This is a genomic window from Streptomyces sp. SAI-127 (genome assembly GCF_029894425.1).
Classification (GTDB): domain Bacteria; phylum Actinomycetota; class Actinomycetes; order Streptomycetales; family Streptomycetaceae; genus Streptomyces.
The window spans coordinates 6087995-6105046 of sequence record NZ_JARXYJ010000001.1 but is presented as its reverse complement, the minus strand read 5'-3'; the positions used below and the strand labels follow the sequence as shown (position 1 = coordinate 6105046).

General features: G+C 73.2%; 28 protein-coding genes. 3 read left to right on the top strand and 25 right to left on the bottom strand.

Annotation, left to right across the window (positions count from 1 at the left end; translation table 11 throughout):
- Nucleotides 1–28: 28 nt before the first annotated feature.
- The 9 genes from M2157_RS28130 to M2157_RS28090 form a co-directional block, all read right to left on the bottom strand.
- Nucleotides 29–1309 carry a hypothetical protein gene (locus tag M2157_RS28130; protein ID WP_280866530.1) on the bottom strand — a complete coding sequence of 427 codons (1281 nt, stop codon included), beginning with the start codon at nt 1307–1309 and terminating at the stop codon, nt 29–31.
- Nucleotides 1309–1704 carry a hypothetical protein gene (locus M2157_RS28125; RefSeq protein WP_280866529.1) on the bottom strand — a complete coding sequence of 132 codons (396 nt, stop codon included), beginning with the start codon at nt 1702–1704 and terminating at the stop codon, nt 1309–1311. Before M2157_RS28125 ends, M2157_RS28130 begins: the two co-directional genes overlap by 1 nt.
- Nucleotides 1705–1721: 17 nt before the next feature.
- On the bottom strand, nt 1722–2630 hold the full coding sequence (locus M2157_RS28120) for a hypothetical protein (RefSeq protein ID WP_280866528.1): 909 nt from the start codon (nt 2628–2630) through the stop codon (nt 1722–1724).
- Nucleotides 2627–2809: a hypothetical protein gene (locus M2157_RS28115; protein WP_280866527.1), complete on the bottom strand. Its 183-nt coding sequence runs from the start codon at nt 2807–2809 to the stop codon at nt 2627–2629. The genes M2157_RS28120 and M2157_RS28115 overlap by 4 nt, the downstream gene beginning before the upstream one ends.
- Before the next feature lie 2 nt (nt 2810–2811).
- Nucleotides 2812–3534: a nuclease-related domain-containing protein gene (locus tag M2157_RS28110; RefSeq protein ID WP_280866526.1), complete on the bottom strand. Its 723-nt coding sequence runs from the start codon at nt 3532–3534 to the stop codon at nt 2812–2814.
- Nucleotides 3534–4781 (bottom strand): hypothetical protein, encoded by a 1248-nt coding sequence (locus M2157_RS28105; RefSeq protein WP_280866525.1) that lies wholly within the window; start codon nt 4779–4781, stop codon nt 3534–3536. The genes M2157_RS28110 and M2157_RS28105 overlap by 1 nt, the downstream gene beginning before the upstream one ends.
- An 89-nt stretch (nt 4782–4870) precedes the next feature.
- Nucleotides 4871–5083, bottom strand: coding sequence for a hypothetical protein (locus tag M2157_RS28100; protein WP_280866524.1), 213 nt, complete (start codon nt 5081–5083; stop codon nt 4871–4873).
- Nucleotides 5083–5223 (bottom strand): hypothetical protein, encoded by a 141-nt coding sequence (locus tag M2157_RS28095; RefSeq protein ID WP_280866523.1) that lies wholly within the window; start codon nt 5221–5223, stop codon nt 5083–5085. Before M2157_RS28095 ends, M2157_RS28100 begins: the two co-directional genes overlap by 1 nt.
- Complete coding sequence (locus M2157_RS28090) at nt 5220–5693, bottom strand: hypothetical protein (protein WP_280866522.1); 474 nt, start codon at nt 5691–5693, stop codon at nt 5220–5222. The genes M2157_RS28095 and M2157_RS28090 overlap by 4 nt, the downstream gene beginning before the upstream one ends.
- A 144-nt stretch (nt 5694–5837) precedes the next feature.
- Here M2157_RS28090 and M2157_RS28085 point away from each other — a divergent pair, with 144 nt between their 5' ends.
- The 3 genes from M2157_RS28085 (at nt 5838) to M2157_RS28075 (ending at nt 7400) form a co-directional block, all read left to right on the top strand.
- On the top strand, nt 5838–6176 hold the full coding sequence (locus M2157_RS28085; RefSeq protein ID WP_280866521.1) for a helix-turn-helix domain-containing protein: 339 nt from the start codon (nt 5838–5840) through the stop codon (nt 6174–6176).
- A gap of 168 nt (nt 6177–6344) precedes the next feature.
- Complete coding sequence (locus tag M2157_RS28080) at nt 6345–6578, top strand: hypothetical protein (protein WP_280866520.1); 234 nt, start codon at nt 6345–6347, stop codon at nt 6576–6578.
- Between the two features lie 369 nt (nt 6579–6947).
- Nucleotides 6948–7400 (top strand): hypothetical protein, encoded by a 453-nt coding sequence (locus M2157_RS28075; RefSeq protein WP_280866518.1) that lies wholly within the window; start codon nt 6948–6950, stop codon nt 7398–7400.
- A gap of 246 nt (nt 7401–7646) precedes the next feature.
- On the opposite strand, the gene M2157_RS28070 is transcribed toward M2157_RS28075, so the two are convergent.
- The 16 genes from M2157_RS28070 to M2157_RS27995 all read right to left on the bottom strand — a co-directional run bounded on the left by M2157_RS28070 (nt 7647) and on the right by M2157_RS27995 (nt 16951).
- A complete protein-coding gene (locus M2157_RS28070; protein WP_280866517.1) occupies nt 7647–7829 on the bottom strand; it encodes a hypothetical protein in 183 nt (60 codons plus the stop codon).
- A 2-nt stretch (nt 7830–7831) separates the two neighbouring features.
- The gene (locus tag M2157_RS28065; protein ID WP_280866516.1) at nt 7832–8122 is read right to left on the bottom strand and encodes a hypothetical protein; all 291 of its coding nucleotides are present in this window, start codon (nt 8120–8122) and stop codon (nt 7832–7834) included.
- Nucleotides 8115–8747: a hypothetical protein gene (locus tag M2157_RS28060; RefSeq protein WP_280866515.1), complete on the bottom strand. Its 633-nt coding sequence runs from the start codon at nt 8745–8747 to the stop codon at nt 8115–8117. The genes M2157_RS28065 and M2157_RS28060 overlap by 8 nt, the downstream gene beginning before the upstream one ends.
- Nucleotides 8744–9658 (bottom strand): hypothetical protein, encoded by a 915-nt coding sequence (locus M2157_RS28055; protein ID WP_280866514.1) that lies wholly within the window; start codon nt 9656–9658, stop codon nt 8744–8746. Before M2157_RS28055 ends, M2157_RS28060 begins: the two co-directional genes overlap by 4 nt.
- Nucleotides 9659–9796: 138 nt before the next feature.
- Nucleotides 9797–10465 (bottom strand): hypothetical protein, encoded by a 669-nt coding sequence (locus M2157_RS28050; protein WP_280866513.1) that lies wholly within the window; start codon nt 10463–10465, stop codon nt 9797–9799.
- Nucleotides 10462–10659 carry a hypothetical protein gene (locus M2157_RS28045; protein ID WP_280866512.1) on the bottom strand — a complete coding sequence of 66 codons (198 nt, stop codon included), beginning with the start codon at nt 10657–10659 and terminating at the stop codon, nt 10462–10464. Before M2157_RS28045 ends, M2157_RS28050 begins: the two co-directional genes overlap by 4 nt.
- Nucleotides 10656–11222, bottom strand: a complete 567-nt coding sequence (locus M2157_RS28040; protein ID WP_280866511.1) for a hypothetical protein — start codon at nt 11220–11222, stop codon at nt 10656–10658. Before M2157_RS28040 ends, M2157_RS28045 begins: the two co-directional genes overlap by 4 nt.
- Nucleotides 11209–11556 (bottom strand): hypothetical protein, encoded by a 348-nt coding sequence (locus M2157_RS28035; protein ID WP_280866510.1) that lies wholly within the window; start codon nt 11554–11556, stop codon nt 11209–11211. The genes M2157_RS28040 and M2157_RS28035 overlap by 14 nt, the downstream gene beginning before the upstream one ends.
- 159 nt (nt 11557–11715) lie before the next feature.
- Nucleotides 11716–12150, bottom strand: a complete 435-nt coding sequence (locus tag M2157_RS28030) for a hypothetical protein (RefSeq protein ID WP_280866509.1) — start codon at nt 12148–12150, stop codon at nt 11716–11718.
- Nucleotides 12147–12410, bottom strand: a complete 264-nt coding sequence (locus M2157_RS28025) for a hypothetical protein (RefSeq protein ID WP_280866508.1) — start codon at nt 12408–12410, stop codon at nt 12147–12149. Before M2157_RS28025 ends, M2157_RS28030 begins: the two co-directional genes overlap by 4 nt.
- 76 nt (nt 12411–12486) lie before the next feature.
- The gene (locus tag M2157_RS28020; protein ID WP_280866507.1) at nt 12487–12873 is read right to left on the bottom strand and encodes a hypothetical protein; all 387 of its coding nucleotides are present in this window, start codon (nt 12871–12873) and stop codon (nt 12487–12489) included.
- 61 nt (nt 12874–12934) lie between these two features.
- Nucleotides 12935–13738: a hypothetical protein gene (locus M2157_RS28015; protein WP_280866506.1), complete on the bottom strand. Its 804-nt coding sequence runs from the start codon at nt 13736–13738 to the stop codon at nt 12935–12937.
- Between the two features lie 73 nt (nt 13739–13811).
- Nucleotides 13812–14714, bottom strand: a complete 903-nt coding sequence (locus M2157_RS28010) for a hypothetical protein (RefSeq protein ID WP_280866505.1) — start codon at nt 14712–14714, stop codon at nt 13812–13814.
- Nucleotides 14714–14962, bottom strand: coding sequence for a hypothetical protein (locus M2157_RS28005; RefSeq protein ID WP_280866504.1), 249 nt, complete (start codon nt 14960–14962; stop codon nt 14714–14716). Before M2157_RS28005 ends, M2157_RS28010 begins: the two co-directional genes overlap by 1 nt.
- Nucleotides 14963–14966: 4 nt before the next feature.
- Complete coding sequence (locus M2157_RS28000) at nt 14967–15626, bottom strand: hypothetical protein (protein ID WP_280866503.1); 660 nt, start codon at nt 15624–15626, stop codon at nt 14967–14969.
- Nucleotides 15626–16951, bottom strand: coding sequence for a helix-turn-helix domain-containing protein (locus tag M2157_RS27995; RefSeq protein ID WP_280866502.1), 1326 nt, complete (start codon nt 16949–16951; stop codon nt 15626–15628). The genes M2157_RS28000 and M2157_RS27995 overlap by 1 nt, the downstream gene beginning before the upstream one ends.
- Nucleotides 16952–17052 lie beyond the last annotated feature (101 nt).

Genomic DNA, 17052 nt, shown 5'->3' with positions numbered 1-17052 from the left:
CGGGCGCCCGGGGTCGAACGGTCGCGCGCTACGGCTCGCGGGGGTAGACGATCCGCGTGCCGTGGGGGTTGGCGGGGTCCGGCTCGAAGTAGTAGGGCCGCCCCGGAGGCCAGTAGGTGCCGTCTGCATCCAACCCCTTCTGGGGGTCGCTCTCGGTGTTGGCATTGTTGTTGTTGGTGCTCTCACCTGCGCAAACAACGTCTCCAGGGGAGGGGTCAGGAGAGGGGGGCAGCGGCGGGAAATCGTGGGTGTGGACGCCGGGCCCATTCCCGCCCGGGGTGCGCACCCCCTCCCGCACCCGGATACCGGCCGCTCCCAGCACCTCCCGGACGGCCCGGGTGTGGGGCTGTGAGAGGTGCTGGCGGAGGGTGGTGAGCAGCACCCCGCTACCCCCTCGGTAGAGCTGGTGGAGGGCCCCCGCGATGACCTCCCGGGAGGGAGGCGCGGGGGGCTCTGCAGCAGCCTCGGCGGGGGCCTCCTCCTCGCCCTCGTCGGCGGCCTCGTCGGGGGAGTCGCCGGCGTCCTTCTCGGGGGTGTCGGCGGGCGCCTCGTCCGGCTCTCCGGGGGAGGTGATCCGGGACCACCAGGAGCGGCGTGCGGGGGTCTTCTCGGCTGCCTCCTGGTCGCCGTCCTCGGCGTCCTTGGCGGCGGCCTTGGGGGAGCTCTTGCCCGCCTTGCCCTTGGTCTTCTTCTTGACGTCCTCGGCAGCCTCGGCGCGCTGGCGGTGCCGCTCCCCCAGAGCCGCGCCGAGCCAGACGGCGGCCAGGCCGGTGGTGCCGTACAGGGGCCAGGTGTCCACGGTGCGGTAGGCGAAGTATCCGCCCAGGAACGCCAGGCCGATGCGGCCGGGGCCCTTGACGCTGGCCGGTCCGTAGTCGCCGCCGAGCCAGGCGACGCCGTGGCGCAGCAGCAGGACGGTTCCGGCAGCGACGTCCACAGCGATGGCCAGGAGCCGCCGGGGCCGGCCCTTGCGGCGCTCGGCCCGATTGGCGCGGGCGCGGCGGGTGGCCTCCACGCCAGCGCTGATGACCTGGGGGACGGCGGTGACGTCCGCGTACGGACGCAGGTCGGGCATGGCGAGGACCCGCCGGGGGGCGGGCTCCTCGTGCTCCTCGTCGTCCTCGCCGACCTCGTCGTCCGGCTCCTCGTCTGCCTCGTCGGCGTCGTGCAGCTCCTCCCCCGGCTCCTCCTCGACGGCCGGGGCCGCTGGGGTGGGCTCGGGGGTGGGGTGCTTCTCCCCTGCCGTATCGGGCGGCGGGGTCTCGTCGTCGGGGTCGGGGACCAGGTGCAGGGCGGAGGTCATCTGCATCACGCCCAGTGCATGGCGATGATCTCGATCCGCTGCGCCAGGAAGTGGAAGGGACCAGCGTCCGCGCCGGCGGCCACGGTGGTGAAGGCGATGCCGAGGAACGCCACCTTGCGCAGGGAGTTCTTGGCGAACAGGACGATCAGCACGAGGGCCATGCAGAGACCGGCGGCGGTCACCTTGGGGATGACTCCCCCGGCCATGCCGGCGCCGTCCATGATGAGGTCCGAGATCCAGGAGAACGGCTCACCGGCGGCCTTGTAGGCGCAGCCGGCGACCGTGGCGAGGAACAGCGTCCATCCCCAGGTGAGGCTGTGCTTACCGCCCTTGGTGGTGCCGAACCACAGGGCGATGGTGAGGCCCAGGGCGACGCCGCCGATACCGAGGTGCATGTCCATGGGGTGGTGTCTCCAGATCAGAGGTCGAGGTCGGCGAGGGGCGTGCCGTACCAGAGGGCGCCGACGATGACGGACGTCGACAGCGCGCGGACGGCCCAGGCGAGCGGGGGGAACAGGTTGCGGACGCGGTAGTCGGCCATGAGCAGCAGGACGAGCAGGCCCCAGGTGGCCCACACCTCCAGGTCGCCGGCGGGGTTGTCCGCGATGAACCGGTGGCCCTCGTAGCCGTAGGCCGGTACGCCGAAGTAGAGGCCGGCGCCCAGGCCGGTGCCGTGGTACATGAGCCACTTGGTGTGGGGCTCCATGCCGCGCCACCAGGTGAACAGGTTGTGTTTCTCGGCCGGGAGGCCGGGCGGGCGTCCGAGGACGGGCCGGGACCAGCGCGGCCCCTCCTCGCTCTCGTCGCCCTTGCCCTTCTTGCGCTTCCCCTTCTTGCCCTTGCCCTTCTTGGACTTCTTGCCCTTGGCGTCCTCGTCGTCCGGCTCGTCCTCGTCCTCGTCGCCGTCGCCGTCCTCGTCGTCGTCCTTGGCGGGGCGCTTGGACACGCGTCCGCGGTGGGGGCGGGGGCCGCGCGCGGCCGGCTCCTCCTCGCCGTCGTCGTCCGGCTCCTCCTCGCCGTCGTCGCCGTCGTCGTCGGCCAGGTGGGGCTTGTGCGCGCTCCACCAGTCCACCAGCCGGTCGTTAAGGGCCTTGGCCGGGGCGGCCTGCTCGGGCTCCTCCCCCGGCTCCTGGTCGACGTCGGCGGCGTCCGGCTGCGCGGGCACACGCGGCGGTCGGGAGGGCATGGGCGGCGGCGAGGAGGCCGGGCCGCCCGGGCCGAGCCCGCGGCGGTGCAGCTCCGCCCGGATACGGGCCTCCGCCTCTGCCTCGGTCTCGGGGCCGCCGCCGGGGATGACGCGCAGCCGCTCGTCCGGTCCGGCGGTCATCCCAGCGCCTCCGCCATGCGGGCGAGCAGGGGGCGGGCCACCAGCAGGTAGACGGCCGCGGTGACAATGCCGCACGCGAACGCCGCCAGCAGGGCGCGCCATACCGTCTTGAAGCGGCGGGGGTTGATGAACAGGCAGCCGAGGAGGCCGAGGATCAGGACGTCAAGGTTGCTGAGCATGGTCACTTTCCGGTCTTGGGCGGCAGCAGCCGCCGGGCGGTGTCGGCCAGGCGGCCGGCGGGGATGGTGGTCAGGTGCTTGCGGTCCAGGGCACGCAGCAGCTCGGGGACGTCCTCGGCCGGGACCAGGCGGATGCCGCGGAAGCGCAGGATCGTGCCGCGGAGCATCGGGCCGACCATGGCGGCCACCGACACGACCGGTACGGACAGCAGGGCGGCGACGGTGCGCGTCTCGTAGGCCAGGCCGCGCATGCGCTCGGACACGTCCTTGGTGCCGTGCAGGAGGCGGTTGCCGCGCACGGTCAGGCGGAAACGGCGGTCCCACCTCTTCGGGTCCACGTTCACGACCAGGCCGCGCGGGCTGATGCCGAGCAGGTCCACCTGTGCCTCCCCGCGCGGCAGGGCGCAGTCAGCGAGGAACACCCACCCCTCCCCGGTCAGGGGCTTCAGGAGCTCGGCGACGTACCGCTCCCCCTCGGCGCCGATCGCGAAGTTGCGGGCGCGGGCCTCCGCGCGGGTGTGGATCCCGGCCGCGGTGGCCAGGCGCACCAGCGGGGTGCGCAGCTCCCGTGCGTGGGTGTCCGCCGAGGCGCCCGCGCCCTGGATCGGACGGCCGCCCGGGCGGGAGCCGGCCGGGCGGCGGTCGCTCGAGGTCGCTCCGGGGCGGTAGCGCAGCCAGCAGTAAGCGGCGACCGCGACCACGGCCAGCAGGACGGCACCGCGCATCAGGCGCTCCGGGTCTTCTTGCGGCGCGCGGGCGGGTTCTCCTGGCGGCGGCGAGTGCGCAGGACGGTGTCGGTGAACTTGACGCGGTCGCCGTTGTCGTCGCCGCCGCGCAGCATCAGCACGCGGGCGACCATCTGGGCGTCGGTCTGGTCCGGGTCCTCGGTGCGGGCCTGGCGGACGGCGGCGGCGATGGACAGCGGGCCCACGGGTTGCAGGTTGGGCGGGGTGCCCGTCGTGCCCTGCTCCTCCGGCTGCTCCTCCTCGCCGCCCTGCTCGCTGCTGCCGGATGCGCCGGTGGCCGCCGGGGTGACCGGCGGTACGGGCGGCGCGGGAGCGGCAGGCGGCGGCACAGGGGCGGCCGGGGGCACAGTGGGCGCCGAGGGCGGAGGCGTGGGCGCGGCCGGGGGCGGGGTTGGCGCCGAGGGCGGCGGTCCGGACGGGTCCGGGACCTGTCCGGACACCGGCATCGGGGCCTGGGCCGGGGTCTGTCCGGACACCGGAGCGGACACCGGGACAGCGTGTCCGGACATGTCCGCGGCCGGGAGCTGCTGGGGCTGTCCGGTGGCCTGGCTCATGATCGCCTGGGCGGCTTGGAACTCCGGGCCGCCTGCGTGGAGCTGGACGGCGCGCCGGTTGAGGCGACGCAGGCGGATGCCGAGCAGGTACCGGCCGGCCATCTCCTGCTCCTGCTCGGTGACCCAGTGGGCGACGCCGGCGTCCAGCTTCACACGGTCCAGGCCCATGATCAGCCACCACAGGCCCTTGGCCGCCAGGTCCAGGCAGGAGCCGACGACGCCGGCGGGCAGCTGCTCCATCTCGTGGCCGTACGTGATGACGGCGGCCATGCCGATCAGGAGCATGATCCACCCGGCGTTGCGGGCCCGGGCGGCGCGGTCGGCGTCCACGCGCTCGATGTGCTCGATGCCGAGGCACACCAGCCAGGAGGAGGTGAAGACGGCGCCCACGGCGTAGGCGACGCCCGGGTGCAGGAGCCGACCGAGCAGGCCGCCGACGCTCGCGGTAGTCCCGGCCGCGGCGAGGAGCGTCACGAGGACAGCCACGCTGGTGGCGCCTCGTCGAATGATCTCGTCCCAGTCACGCGGCGGCACGTCGACCCACACCTCCTGGGTCTCCATCCGCGTGGACGGCTTGCCGTCAATGACGGTCGTCACCGGACGCTGCACCCTTTCCTTCCGGCGGCGCATGCCCGGCTGCCCGTTCTGCGGCATCTCGGGTGTCTCGGTCATCGTGGGTGCCCTCCGGGCTCGTGGGTCGTGGACAGACCCGGGCCACCACCCCAAGAGGGGGGGCGGCGGCCCAAGTCGGTCAGGGAAAGTCACCAGCCGCGAATGTTCCGGTTGGCGTCCTTGCGGGTTTTGGCCGCCAACTTGGCGACCTCCTGCCTGTGGCGGCGGGACCGGTCCTTGCGGTCCGCCGCATCCTGAGCCGCGCGCTTACTCGCGCGCGTCTCCTGCTTCTGCCGGGCCACGGCCGCAGCGGCCGGGCCCTGGCCCGGGGTGACGGACAGGAGGAAGTCGCGGAGCCCCATCAGCGCGCACCGCCCTGGTTGCTGGTGCCGGTAGCCGCGCCGTCGATACGGGCGTTGTCCTGGCCCATCTGGACGGCGTCGCCGTCGCGCTGCTCACGGCCGGCGGCGTATGCCTGGCGGGCCTTTTCCTGCTCCGTCACCGGCCCGCCCCCTGCTCCGGGCGAGGGGCCGGGACGCGCCCGGACTCCTCCGTACGGCGCGGGCCGGGAATGTTGTGGCGCGGGATCGCCGGCTCGTCGCCGTCATCCCACGTCGCCTGGATGCCGCTCCAGTCGTAGCCCAGCGCGTGGGCGGCCTGGGCGACCGTGACGGCGAACTCCTCGCGCGTGGCCCCGGCCGGGGCCTCGCCCCGCTCCAGGCCCGTGCGCTCGGCAACCGCCGTCAGCGCCATGCGGGACACGTTCTGCCCACCGCCGTGGCAGCTACGGCCGGCCTGGTCATACGCGCGGGCACCCACCAGGACGGTGAACTTCAGCGCGTCCACCGGGTCGGTGGGGTCCTCGCACGCCAGCGCCGTGGCCACCTGCGCCAGCACCGTGGCCGCCTTGGACCTGTGTTCACCGGTGACGTCCCGAGCCAGGCCCAGGGGTCGATCAGTAATCTGTGCCATGCGTCAGCTCCATCTGACGTGGCCCCCGGTCGGCGTTTCCTAGGCCCCGACCGGGGGCCGTTCTGTAGGCGCACCTCGCGCCGGTTGCCCAAGTTACGGGACTCCCGTAACTTGAGCAACCGGCCACGGCAGACAAGGAACCGAATGGCCGACGAACAGGTAGGTGGCGAGGAGGAGGTGCGGCGCGTGTTCGACGCTCTCGACGCCCTGGAGGCCATGGAGGACCCCAAGGCCAGAGCCCGTGCGATCAGCGCGTTTCTCAGGGAGCAGCAGCCCCGACTGCGCAAGTTGAGTGCGCTCCGGCGGGACTACGTGCTGGGAGAGCGGCGCCAGAAGGTGACCAGAAAGAAGATCGCCGACGACATCGGCGTGTCACCCTCCACGGTCCAGGACATCGAGCAGGGGTATACCGGTTCGGGCCGCAACCGACCGCCCACCGGGAACGAGAAGCGTGGGAGCGATGACGGAGACGACGGAAAGTAGACCGGCCGCGGTTGATCCGGTCGTGGAGGCCGGGCGCGCATGGCTGGATGGCCGGCTGAGCAGTGCGGAGTATTTCGCGCTGGCCAGGAGGAGCGCGCGGGGGCCTGGTGTGTTGGCGAGACTCTGGGCGTGGCGGGGGTGGCGCCGGTGAGGCGAGTAGGGGCCAGCGTGGGCGACGAGGGGCAGCAGGCGGGCGACGGCACGCACTGGTGGTTCATGTCCTTCATCCAGCCGGACGGGCTGGGGTTTGTGACGGCGCGGCGGAGCGGGACGTGTACGCCTTACGAGGGCGCGACGCGGTCTGAGATGTTCGAGCGGCTGCGCGCGCAGGTGTCCGAGGCGGACCCGTCACTGGCGGGCGCAACGGTGATGTTCTTCGACATTCAGCCGGACCGGCTGTGACCCGGCCGACGCGGGCGCCGACGACCTGACCGTGGAAGCACCTCGGCCCCCCAGCTGCTTGGGAGCGGTGGGGGGCCGTGGCGCGGGCTGTCGCACGGAGCAATGCGCGTCAGCAGTTGGGCAGTTCTGAGATTAGCAGGGGGTGAGGACAGGTGTGCAGAGTGCGAGGGGCGGCCGGGGGCACGCGGGGCGGCCAGTCTGCTGGCTGTGCTCCCGCTGTGACGACTGCCACGGTGTGGGCGGGAACCTGGTGCGTGGATCCGGTCTGGTGGTCGAGCGCCCCCCGTGGGGGTGACTGTTCGTGGCGGGGCGGTCGGGGTGGCCGCTACGGTCTGCCTCCGTTTGGAAGTCAACGGAGGGTCAAGGGCAATGCGCAGGTTGGGACTGGTGGCCGCGGTGGCCGTGCTTGTGGGCGGGTCGCTGCTGACGGCGTGCAACGACAGCACGACGGACACCGCCAGTGGGGACGGTAAGGGCGGGGCTTCCTCGAGCGCGCCGGCGGCGAAGAAGTCGAAGGCGCCGGCGGACGTCAAGATCGTGTCCGCGAAGTACGAGGACCACGAGGTGTGGGGGGACCACGCGTTCGTCGTCCGTTGGGAGCTGACCAACACCGGGACCAAGGCGGGCAACTTCTACGCTGGCCTGGACTTCACCGACGCGGACGGCGACGTGATGGGGTCCACGGGGATCACGGCGGACAAGCTGGGCCCGGGCAAGACCGCCAAGGGCGACAGCGCCCCGCTCCCGGCCGAGATCACCAAGGGCGACATCGACGCCATCAAGGGCGTGACCGTGTCCGAGGTGGAACGCATGGACTACTGACCACCGTGAGGTGAGGTGAGGCGGGGCCCCGGTTGCTGATGCGGCCGGGGCTCTGCTCTGTACCCGGGGCGTCGTGGATTGGGCGGTCAAAACCCCTACGGCAAGGGGAGTTGGCGGCCCTCTTCTCGTTTCCGTGCGTTCCTGGTGGGGCCGCTGCTGTTGACTGGTGGCACGGTCCGTTCCTGGCTGGGTCCGGCCTTTTGCGTGGGCTCCGGGGTGGTGCCCGGGGCCCACGTCGTCTTCTGGTCAGCGGCCTCTTGGCCGCTCCGGGAAACGCCGCCAGATGTGGGCGGCGTCGTTGATGCGGCGCACGCGGGACCAGGTGGGTACGGGCGCGCACTGGTAGGTGAATGCCTCGATGTTGCGCCAGGTGCGGGCGAACTTGCGGCGCTTGAGGCGGCGACGGATGCCGTGGGGCAGGAGGTGCACGGTCAGCTCCGTCCGGTCGTGAGCTGCTCGGCCAGGCGCAGGAGCAGGCGGGCCAGGAGGGGCGGCCGTGGGCGGGGTGCCGGGTTGGCCCTGACGGGTGAGCGGTCGAGCGCGCGGCATGCGCTTTCGGCGACCTGGCGGGCGTGCACGGACGGCCAGGCGGCGGCGCTCTGGTCGACGGCTGCGGTGGTCGCGTCGAAGAGACAGGCGCGGGCGGTGACGCCACCGGCGCGGGCGGCGGCGACGGCGCGGCGGACGTCGTCGAGGAGTCGGGCCGTTTCGGGGTCACGCATGGGGCACCTCTCGTTCCGTGGCCCAGGCGGCCAGGGCGGGGTCTGCGTAGCCGGCCGGTGGGGGCGGCGTCTCGGTGATCGCGGTGAGGCAGTGATAGCGGCTGATGTGTGGGTCGTTGTCGCGCGGCTCGTACGGGGCCGGGGTGGGCCAGGTGTGGCCGGGGTTGGGGGTGACCTTGCCCGTGGTGTGCACGGTGGTGCGGTGCAGCTCCTCCAGGGGCCAGTCCTCGGCGGGGGTCCAGGTCCAGCGGGGCAGCAGGTTGTAGAGCCAGCGGCGCGGGCCGGTGGTGGCGGCGCGCTCGGCGGTCCAGGTCTCGACGGCCAGGCCGTCGTTGGCGTGGTGGTGCAGGCGGCGGTCCAGGGCCTGGGGGATGTCGCGGCGCTGGAGGTCGGGGTCGCTGGTGAAGGCGGCGACGAGGCCGAGCAGGCCCATGTGGTCGCGCTCCAGGGGGCCCAGGGCGAGGTTGGGCGTGGGGTACAGGGCGGCGATGGTCAGGTCGAGCGGGGCGTCCGCGGTGTAGGTGGCGGCCCAGGTGTGGTCTGGGGCGCCGTCTCGGAGGGGGGTGAGGCGGACGACGTCCACGCCGACGGTGCGGGCGCGCACGGCCTCTGTGTCGCGGTTCACTGGTCGGCCTCGGGGTGGTCCCAGCCTCGTTCCCGGGCGATGACGCCGAACGCGTCGGCGATGGCCAGGTGGACCTGGTCACGGCGGACGCGGGCCCGGTACTCGATCCGGACACCGGGCTCCGCCGTGTCCGCCGTGCCTGTGTCCGGGTGTGTCCGGACAGTGTCCGTGCTGGTCACGGGCAGGAGGCAGGTGGGCGGCTGCTCGCCGATGTCGCGTGTCCGGACGTGTCCGCCTCGGGTGTCCGCTGTGTCCGCGGACATGTCCGGATGCGTGTCCGTGGGGTTGTCGGGCCGGGCGGTCCGTACGCACACGTCCTGTCCGCACGAGCAGTTCGAGCAGGCGCTGCAGAACGGCTGCTCCTTGAAATTGCGGTAGGCCACCGGGCCGCCGCGGCACACGCAGCAGTCGGCGAGGGCGTTGTCCAGCATGGCGATGACGGACTCCCAGCCGCGGGTGTAGGCGCGGCCCTGGACGCCGGTCTGCTGGGAGACGTGCGGGAGTCTGGGGATGGCGCGGACGCGGGCCAGGTACTCCTCCGCGCGCTGGCCGGCGGCCAGGTGGCGGTTGGTGCGGTCGAGGAGGGGGCGGCCGAGCTGGGCGGCCAGGGAGGCGTCCAGGACGTCGGCGCCGGCCTCGGTGGCTGGTGCTGCCGGCCGGGGGCGGGTGGCCTGCTCACGGTCGTAGCGGCGCCAGCGCAGATCATGCGAGACGGCCATGACCCTGCCGTTCTGGTGGCGGCACGGCATGTTCCTGGGTGCCTGGCACTTCCATTCCGGGCAGTCCACCGTCCAGGAGGCGTCAGCGGTGCCGCCGGTGGCCTCGGTGCAGGCCAGGGCGCAGGTGCCGAGGAGGTAGGTGTGCTGTTCGGAGCATGGGGGGCCGCACTCGGCGGGCGGGGGGATCGTCATGGAGGGACTCCGTAGGTGGTGGTCAGATCAGGCCGGACAGGCGCCACAGGGTGCGCGCGAGGAGGAAGCGCCGGCGGTCGATGAGCCAGACGGCGGCGTGGTCGACGAGGCCGTCGACGCGCAGGCGCCAGGCGGTGCTCATGCCGGGGGCGCGGGGTCGGTGGGGTGGGCGAGGAAGGTTCGGCCGCATCCGTCGTTGGGGCAGCGGTGGACGTCGCTCCAGGCGTGCCGCGGCTCGGGTACCTCGGTGAGGGTGATGCCGGGCGGGATCTCGCAGCGCTGCGGGCAGTCCAGGCGCTGGACGTCGCCGGGCTCGTCCACCCCTGGCGGGGTGCTGGCCTGCGTGTTCGTGTCCGGGTGGACGACGTCGCCGACAGCGGCCAGATTTTCGTCCACTGGTGCGGGCTGGGGACTGTCGGCCCGGGGGTTGTCCGGGTACAGCTCGAAGGCGTCGCCCCGTTCCTGGCGTAGCCAGCCGTCGCGGGCGAGCTGCGCCAGGGCGTGGGCGAGGAGGTTGCGGCAGGCGGGGGTGTGGGCCCAGGCGTCGAGCATGGCGGCGCCTGCTTCGGCGGAGTCCAGGGCGCCGTCCGGCAGGCCCTCGGCGGCCGGCACCGGGGCCGGGGGCTCGGCGCGGGTGACGGTGAACCGCTGGGGAAGGCAGGTGCCGCCGCGGCCGGGGATGGTGAGCATCAGGCCGGGGTCGTCGTGGTAGGCGATGAGGCGGCCGTACCAGGAGACGGGCAGGTCCGGGTTGCGGACGGTGACCCACTCCCCCAGCAGGTTCTTGAGGGTCTCGGTGTCGGTCACTTCAGTCCCTCCTCGTCGGCATCCAGGCGGGGGAACACGTAGAACCTGGCCAGCAGGTGCTCCGCCATGGCAGTGGAGCACTCCGGGGACAGGTCCAGTGCCCACCCGCCGTGGGCGTTCTGGAGGGCCTGGCCCAGCTCCTGGACGGTCGTGGGGGCAGGCTCGGGGAACTCCTCCACGGCCGGGGCGGTCATCGGGCACCGCCAGGGCCGGCGAGGTGGTGGCGGATGTTGGCGGCGACGGGGTGGACCCGTACGGCCTCCGTCCGGCCGGCGACGTGGAAGGCCGTTTGGTCCAGCTCGTCGCACCAGTCGGTGAGCCGCTGCAGGGCGGCCTCGGCGGTGCGGGCTCGGGCGGCCCAGGCGCGGGCCTGGCCGACGGCGGCCTCTCGGGCGCGTGCCTCGTGGTTGGCCTCGGCCAGGTGGTCCAGGCCCCGGCGGTCGTGGCCGGACAGCCAGGACATGGCCTTGCGCATGTGGTCGATCGTGGCGCGGGCGTCGGCGAGCTCGGCGGCCAGGCGCTGGGTCTCCTCGGTGGCAAGGTCCCGAACGACCACGTTCGTGCTGTTGAGGTCCACGACCGTGCGTGCGACCGCTTCGGCGGCGCGCTCACACTGGCGCAGGTCCCCTTTCCAGTCGGCGTAAAGCCACAGGACGCCTGCGAGGTGTTGTGCCAGGGCGGACGTCTTTGGCCGGGTAGGCGGCGGGACCGGGGGCATGTCGACGGCCAGGAATCCGACGCAGTCAGTGGCGTCCATGGGTGATCTCCTCCGGGGTGTGGTCGTGGGTCGAGTCGAGGTCGAGGGCGCAGCGTCCGGCCGGGCCCCACCAGGTCATGCCGGGCAAGGGGCAGGCGGCGCCCAGGGGGTGCCGGTCGCTGTAGACGTGCTCGGCCTGAATGGCGGTCATGTGGGGGTCGCAGGCGAAAGAGGTCGCCACGCCGCCCTCCAGGGTCCAGGCGATGTGCCAAGTGGCGGGCTGTCCGCATGGGCTGCCGAGCTGTTCCGGGCAGGTGGCGCACAGGGCCGTGCCGTTCATCGGCTTCAGCGGGCCGCGCAATGGCAGGGGCCAGGGGTCGGGCGGGCTGGTCATGGTTTCCTTCGGGTCGGGGCGCGAAGAGCGAGTTGCGCCAGGGCGTGGAGGCTGCCTGCCGCTGCTCGGCGGCGGAGGGTGTCCCAGCTCAGGGCGGCGTCGATCTCGTCACGGGTGATGCGGGGCAGCGGCGGCATGTCGCTCCAGCCGAACGGGGATTCAGCGCGGTCGCTGTCGGCGGTGACGGCGAGCAGCTGCCACAGCGCGGCGTCTCGGTACGGCTCGACGGCGGGGGTGGGGCAGTCGTGCACGGTGGGAGGCTCCTGTCTGGACGGGGCACCAGGGGTCGTGATCGGTACCGAATGAGGTCCACCAGCGGTCACAGCGGCAGGCGTCGCGCAGGACGCGGTGGGCCAGGCGGCGGGCGTGGGTGCGGCTCGTCGGGGCGGTGGACTGGCCGTCGTCCACGGCGTGGGCGTAGTAGGCGGCGGTGTCCCAGTCCAGGAACGCGAGCAGGGCCAGCGCGAAGGCGGGCAGGTAGAACACGGCGGCGAGCGCCCACAGGCCGGCGAACATGGCCCCTGCTCCGTACCAGCCGAGCAGCCCGAACCCCGTGGTGTAGGCGAGCAGCCGCGCCCACCTGCCCCACGTCACGGCCGGCTCCATCTGGCCGGGGTGGTCTGCTCGGTGAGGGGCCCGTGCTCGGCGACCAGGACGCGCCAGCGGATCCAGCGAGTGCCGGTGCACGTCCAGCGGGTGCCGTCGCGGGTCCACAGCCGGCTGGCGCGGTCCCGTACGGCGGTGACGCCGGCCGGGGCCTGGAAGCTGCCGGGGCCGTCCGGGCGCCAGGTGCGTGGGCCGGGCTCGGCCGGGCGTTCGGTGGGTGTCTGCGGTGCGGGGTCTTGCTCGGCCACGGGGCTCCTCCAGTACGGTGGGTGCCGGCGCCGATGGCCCCCATATCGGGTGGGGACGATCGGCGCCGTTCTCGTGTCAGCGGGTGGTGCCGTCCTCGGATGCGGGCCAGGTGCCGGCGTCGATCTGGGTCAGGCGTGTGCTGCGCAGCGCGGTGAGCCTGAGCAGGCGTCCGTCCCACATGCCGCGCTGCCTCTTGGCGCGCTGCACCTCGGCGTCGATGGACTGCACGCTGGCGTGGTCGAAGAACTCCGGGCGTAGCCGGTCGATGCGTTGCGGGTCCGCGGGTGGCTGCTCGGCCGTCTCGGCGTCGGCCACGGCCATGGCGGCCTCGGCCCGGGCGTACCAGACGGACCGGCGGAAGCTGGAGAGGGTGGCCCAGGGGTGCCGGTGGGGTGTCACCTCCAAGGTGGCGTAGAGGGCTGCTGCGTACCGCTCGCGGCGAGGGTCGGTCGTGTCAGGCATGGGCTGGCTCCTGGGTGGGCGGGCCGCCCTGGTGTCGGCAGGGCGGCCCGTTGCGGTCGGGTCAGGCGGTGGTGTCGGTGTCCGGGCCGGGCGCGGTGTTGTGGGCGTGCTGGGCCTCGGCGATGGCGCGCCAGGTGCCGCAGGTCTTCTCCAGGCCATCGAGGATGCGGCGGGCCTGGCCGCGGCCGGACAGGGTGGCGAACCGGTCCGCCTCGCGCATGACGCCGGCGAGGTCGGTCAGGAACTCGATCAGGTCGCCCTCGTCCATGAGCAGCGCCCACGGCACGGTGCGCGGGTAGGCGCCGGTGTAGGCCTCGCCGGCCAGGCGCTCCAGCAGCTTCCGGGCGTCGCCGCGGCCGGGGTCCAGTTCGTGGTCCTGGGGCAGGTCGTAGATGAGCGCGGCGCCTTCCAGGAACGCCTGGGCGCGTGCCTGGGCGGCGGCCAGCCGCTCGGCGGTCCGGGCTTTGACGTCCTCCCACACGGGCTGGAGGTCGGCGCCGTACATGCCGCGCAGGTCGGTGGACTCGTACCGCTTGGGCACCATGGGCGCCTCCCACAGGACGCGCTGGACGTTGGCCTGCCTCCACACGTGGCCGTCCGGGGTGCGGTAGCCGACGAAACGGCGCTCCGTGGCGGGGTGGATGAGGAACAGGCGGTCGTCGGAGATCCACACGTCGTCTGCGTTGCCGGGGCGGTCGCCGGTGTAGGTGGGCCGGTTGGTCACGCGGACCTTGGCCTTGCCCTTCCCGAGCTGGACGACGGGGCCGGTGATGGTGGTCTGGTAGCGGCCGGAGGTGGTGCCGCCCACGTGGTCCTGCTCGCGGATGGTGCGGCCGGCGGCGTCGGTGAGGGTGCTGGTGGTCACTGGCTGGTGCCTTTCTCGACGGGCCCGGGCCGTCCGCGTATCGGGCGGGGCGGCCCGGGCTGCTGGTGGTGGGTCAGGTGGTCTTGGCGGCCTGCCTCTTGGCGCGGCGGGCCTCTCGCTTGCAGCCCTCGCAGTAGGAATGCAGGGCGCCGTCCAGGCGGCCCTCCACGGCGAGGTCGTGGCCGCCGGGGCAGGTGCCGGTGGGCGGGTCGGGCAGGCCCTGGAGGCGGCGCGTCATGAGGCGCAGGGCCTGGCGGCCGGTCTCGTCCTCCACGCAGGCCGGGGCCACGCAGTGCTTGACCTCGCACTCGGTCTTGACCTGGCCCTGGGGTGTGCGGCCGGTACGAATCTCGAAGGCCACGGCGGCGGCGCTGTACCAACTGCCGAGGTGGCGAAGGATCGGGGTGCGGCTGCCGCTGGCGCGCGGCCCGTCCCAGGCCATGTGGCCGCCCTCGGTCTCCCGGGCGTACTGGCGCCACAGCTCCTGGGGTCCCGGCCGCTCCTCGCGCTTGCGGTCGCCCACGTCCGGGATGCCGTTGTCCCGTCGGATGCGGGCCACGGCGACCTTGTCCACGTGCAGCTGTTCGGCGATGCCGTTGTTGGTGCCGCCAGCCTGGAGGGCAGCCAGGATCTCGGCCTCCCTCGGGTGGGGGCGGGCCTTGGGCTTGGGGCGCGGGGCCGGGCCGACCTTGGCGAGCGCGCGGCGGTTGGCGATGACGCGCAAGTCCGCGCCGGTCCGCCGGCGGATCTCGTTGTTGCTCAGGCCCTCCAGCAGGAGCTGGTGAATCTCGCGCTCCTTCGGGTGCGGCCGGCGCCAACTGGACCGCGCGGCCGGGGCCTTGCCGTGGGCCTTACGCACCTCCCGGACGGCCTGCTGGCCGCAGTACAGCCGCTCAGCGATGGCCCGGTTGTTCAGGCCGCGGCCGATCAGATCCAGGATCTGGGCCTCCTGCGCGTGGGGGCGACGCTCGGTCATCACAGGGCGCCCCTCCATCCGGCGATCTCCTGACCGGCCTCGGCGTTGGCCTTGACCAGAGCGTCGCGGTCGTTGAGCAGGTCGGTGATGGCGTCCCGGCAGCGGGTCAGGGTCTGGCGGTGCTCGGCGTCGCCGGCGGTCGCCTTGCGGCGCGGGGCGGCGACGAGCTCGGCGAGCAGGTCGCGGATCTCCTCCACGCGCTCCACCGGGAGCTGGAATACGGGCGGGGTCTCGGTCTCGTCGGTCATGTCGTCAGTCCTCGCGCGGCCACGTGATGCCGTCGCCGGCGTCGTGGTCCTCGGTGTGGTCGGGGTCCTCGATCTCGCAGAAGACCTCCCGGCCGGTGGAGTCGTGGTTCATCTCGTCGCACACGGTCCGGGCCTGCTTGGGCTCGGCGGGCGGCTGCTCGACTTCCGGGCGGGCGGCCTCCCACCGGGCGCAGCCGACGAGGGGCAGGACGGTCCCGGCCGGGACGGCGCTGATGTCGCAGGCGGCCGGGTAGCCGGTGCAGCCGCAGCCGCCGGGGTTGCACGGCTCCTCGGGCGGGGTGGCGGGAAGGAAGTGCTCGCAGGTGAGGCAGCCCGTACGGGCGGCGGCACGTGCCCGGCGGCGGCGCTCGACGGGGCCAACCAGGCCGGCGCCCCGCTCGAACGCCACCAGGACGGCGGCCAGGCGGCGGGCCTCGGCGCGGGCCGTACGGCGGGCCCGCATGCGGGCCAGGATCTGCGCGTTGGTGGGCCGGGCCCAGACGTGCAGTCCGATCGCTTCAGTGCGGCGGGCGCGGTGCTCGGCGTGGTCGATACCGCACCAGCGGCAGCCGTACGGGGCGGGCGGGGTGCCGTCCGGGTGGCGCACATGGCCGTGGTGCAGGCCACAGGTCCGGCAGCGGGTGGACGGGTGTTTGCGGATCATCAGTGGTTCGCTTTCGCTGCGATGGCGGCCAGGCCAGGGTTCTCGGCGATGACCCGGGCACGGATCTGCTCGAACTCCTCGCGCTCGGCGCGCTGCTCGTCGGTTTCGGCCGGGGCGGTCTCGGCGGTATCGGGCCGTCGGGGAGCCTCGGCGGGTTGCTGCGGGGCTGCGGTGGGCTCGGCGGGTGCGGGTGCCATCTCGGCCTTCCAGCGGGCCTCAAGGGCTGCGCAGGCGTTGGCCGCTTCCGCCCGGCAGCGGCGGCACTCCAGGTCAGCCGGTGCCTGCCCCTTGCCGGGGGCCCAGCAGGCCCTGCAAATCCAGGCGGGGGCCTTGGAGCGCTGGCCAGGCACCGGGGCCGTGCCGTTTCGGCGGCGGGCTTTGCGCTCCGGGCATGCCTTGCAGTCGGCGCCGGTGTCGATGATCCGGCCGTCCTCGCAGCCCGGGTCCGGGCACTCACCGGCGCGCAGCAAGGCGTTGGCCACCCCGACCGCCCGGCGCAGGTTCGGGCCCTCGGCGGAGAACGAGCCCTTGGCGTACCCGTGGTCCTCCCACCGGCGAGCCGCCCGGGTGATGAGCTGGGCCACGGTGCGGTGTTCCAGCTCCCGGGCCACCAAGTGCCGGACGCTGGTGGGCAGCTGCTGGTACGGCAGGCGCTCCACCAGGGTCTCCGGCAGGGTGGCCTCCACCTGGGCGACGGCGGCGACCTGAGCGCGGGTCAGGCGTGGGGTGTTCTTCGGGCGGGGGGTCTTGCTGGTCGCGGCGGAGCCGCCTCGAGGCTCACGCGCGCTACTACCCGCAGTAGCCCTGCGGGCGTCACCGGCGCTACGCGCCGTAGGCGCTTCCCCCTGTTCTTCTTCAACCTTGGTCTTCTGGTGGTTGTTGTTCTTCTTAGAGGGCGGATTCGCCGGTTCCGATGAACCCGCCGTCGGGAAACCCGCCAACGGTGCGGAGCTGGAGGAACGGGTTCGGGTGGGGAGCTGGGGGGCGTCCTCGCCGAACAGCTCATACAGGTGGGCGGGCATGTCCGTGATCCGGTAGACGACGCCTGCGAACTTGCCCTCCTCGCGCTGCTGGTCCCGCTCCAGGTAGCCGTGGGCCTCCAGCTCCTCCAGGGCTGCGCGGATAGCGTCCTTGCCTTCCTTGCACCACTTCTTGATGCGGGCCACGGTCAGGCCGTAGCCGTCGCTGTGGGTCGAGATCAGGCCGAACAGGCCCTTGGCCTTGAGGCTGATCCGGGGGTCACGGAAAAGGGCGTTCGAGACCGTGGTGAAGCGGTCCCCCGCCATGGGGCCTCGCTCGATCCGGCTGCGGTAGCTGTTCGCCATCGCGTCACCTCCTCTCTTGGTGTGGCTGTGGGGTGGGGCGGGGTGCCGTATCGGGCGGCGCCCGCGTCCTCGGGTCGATCCGAACGTACACAACAACCCTT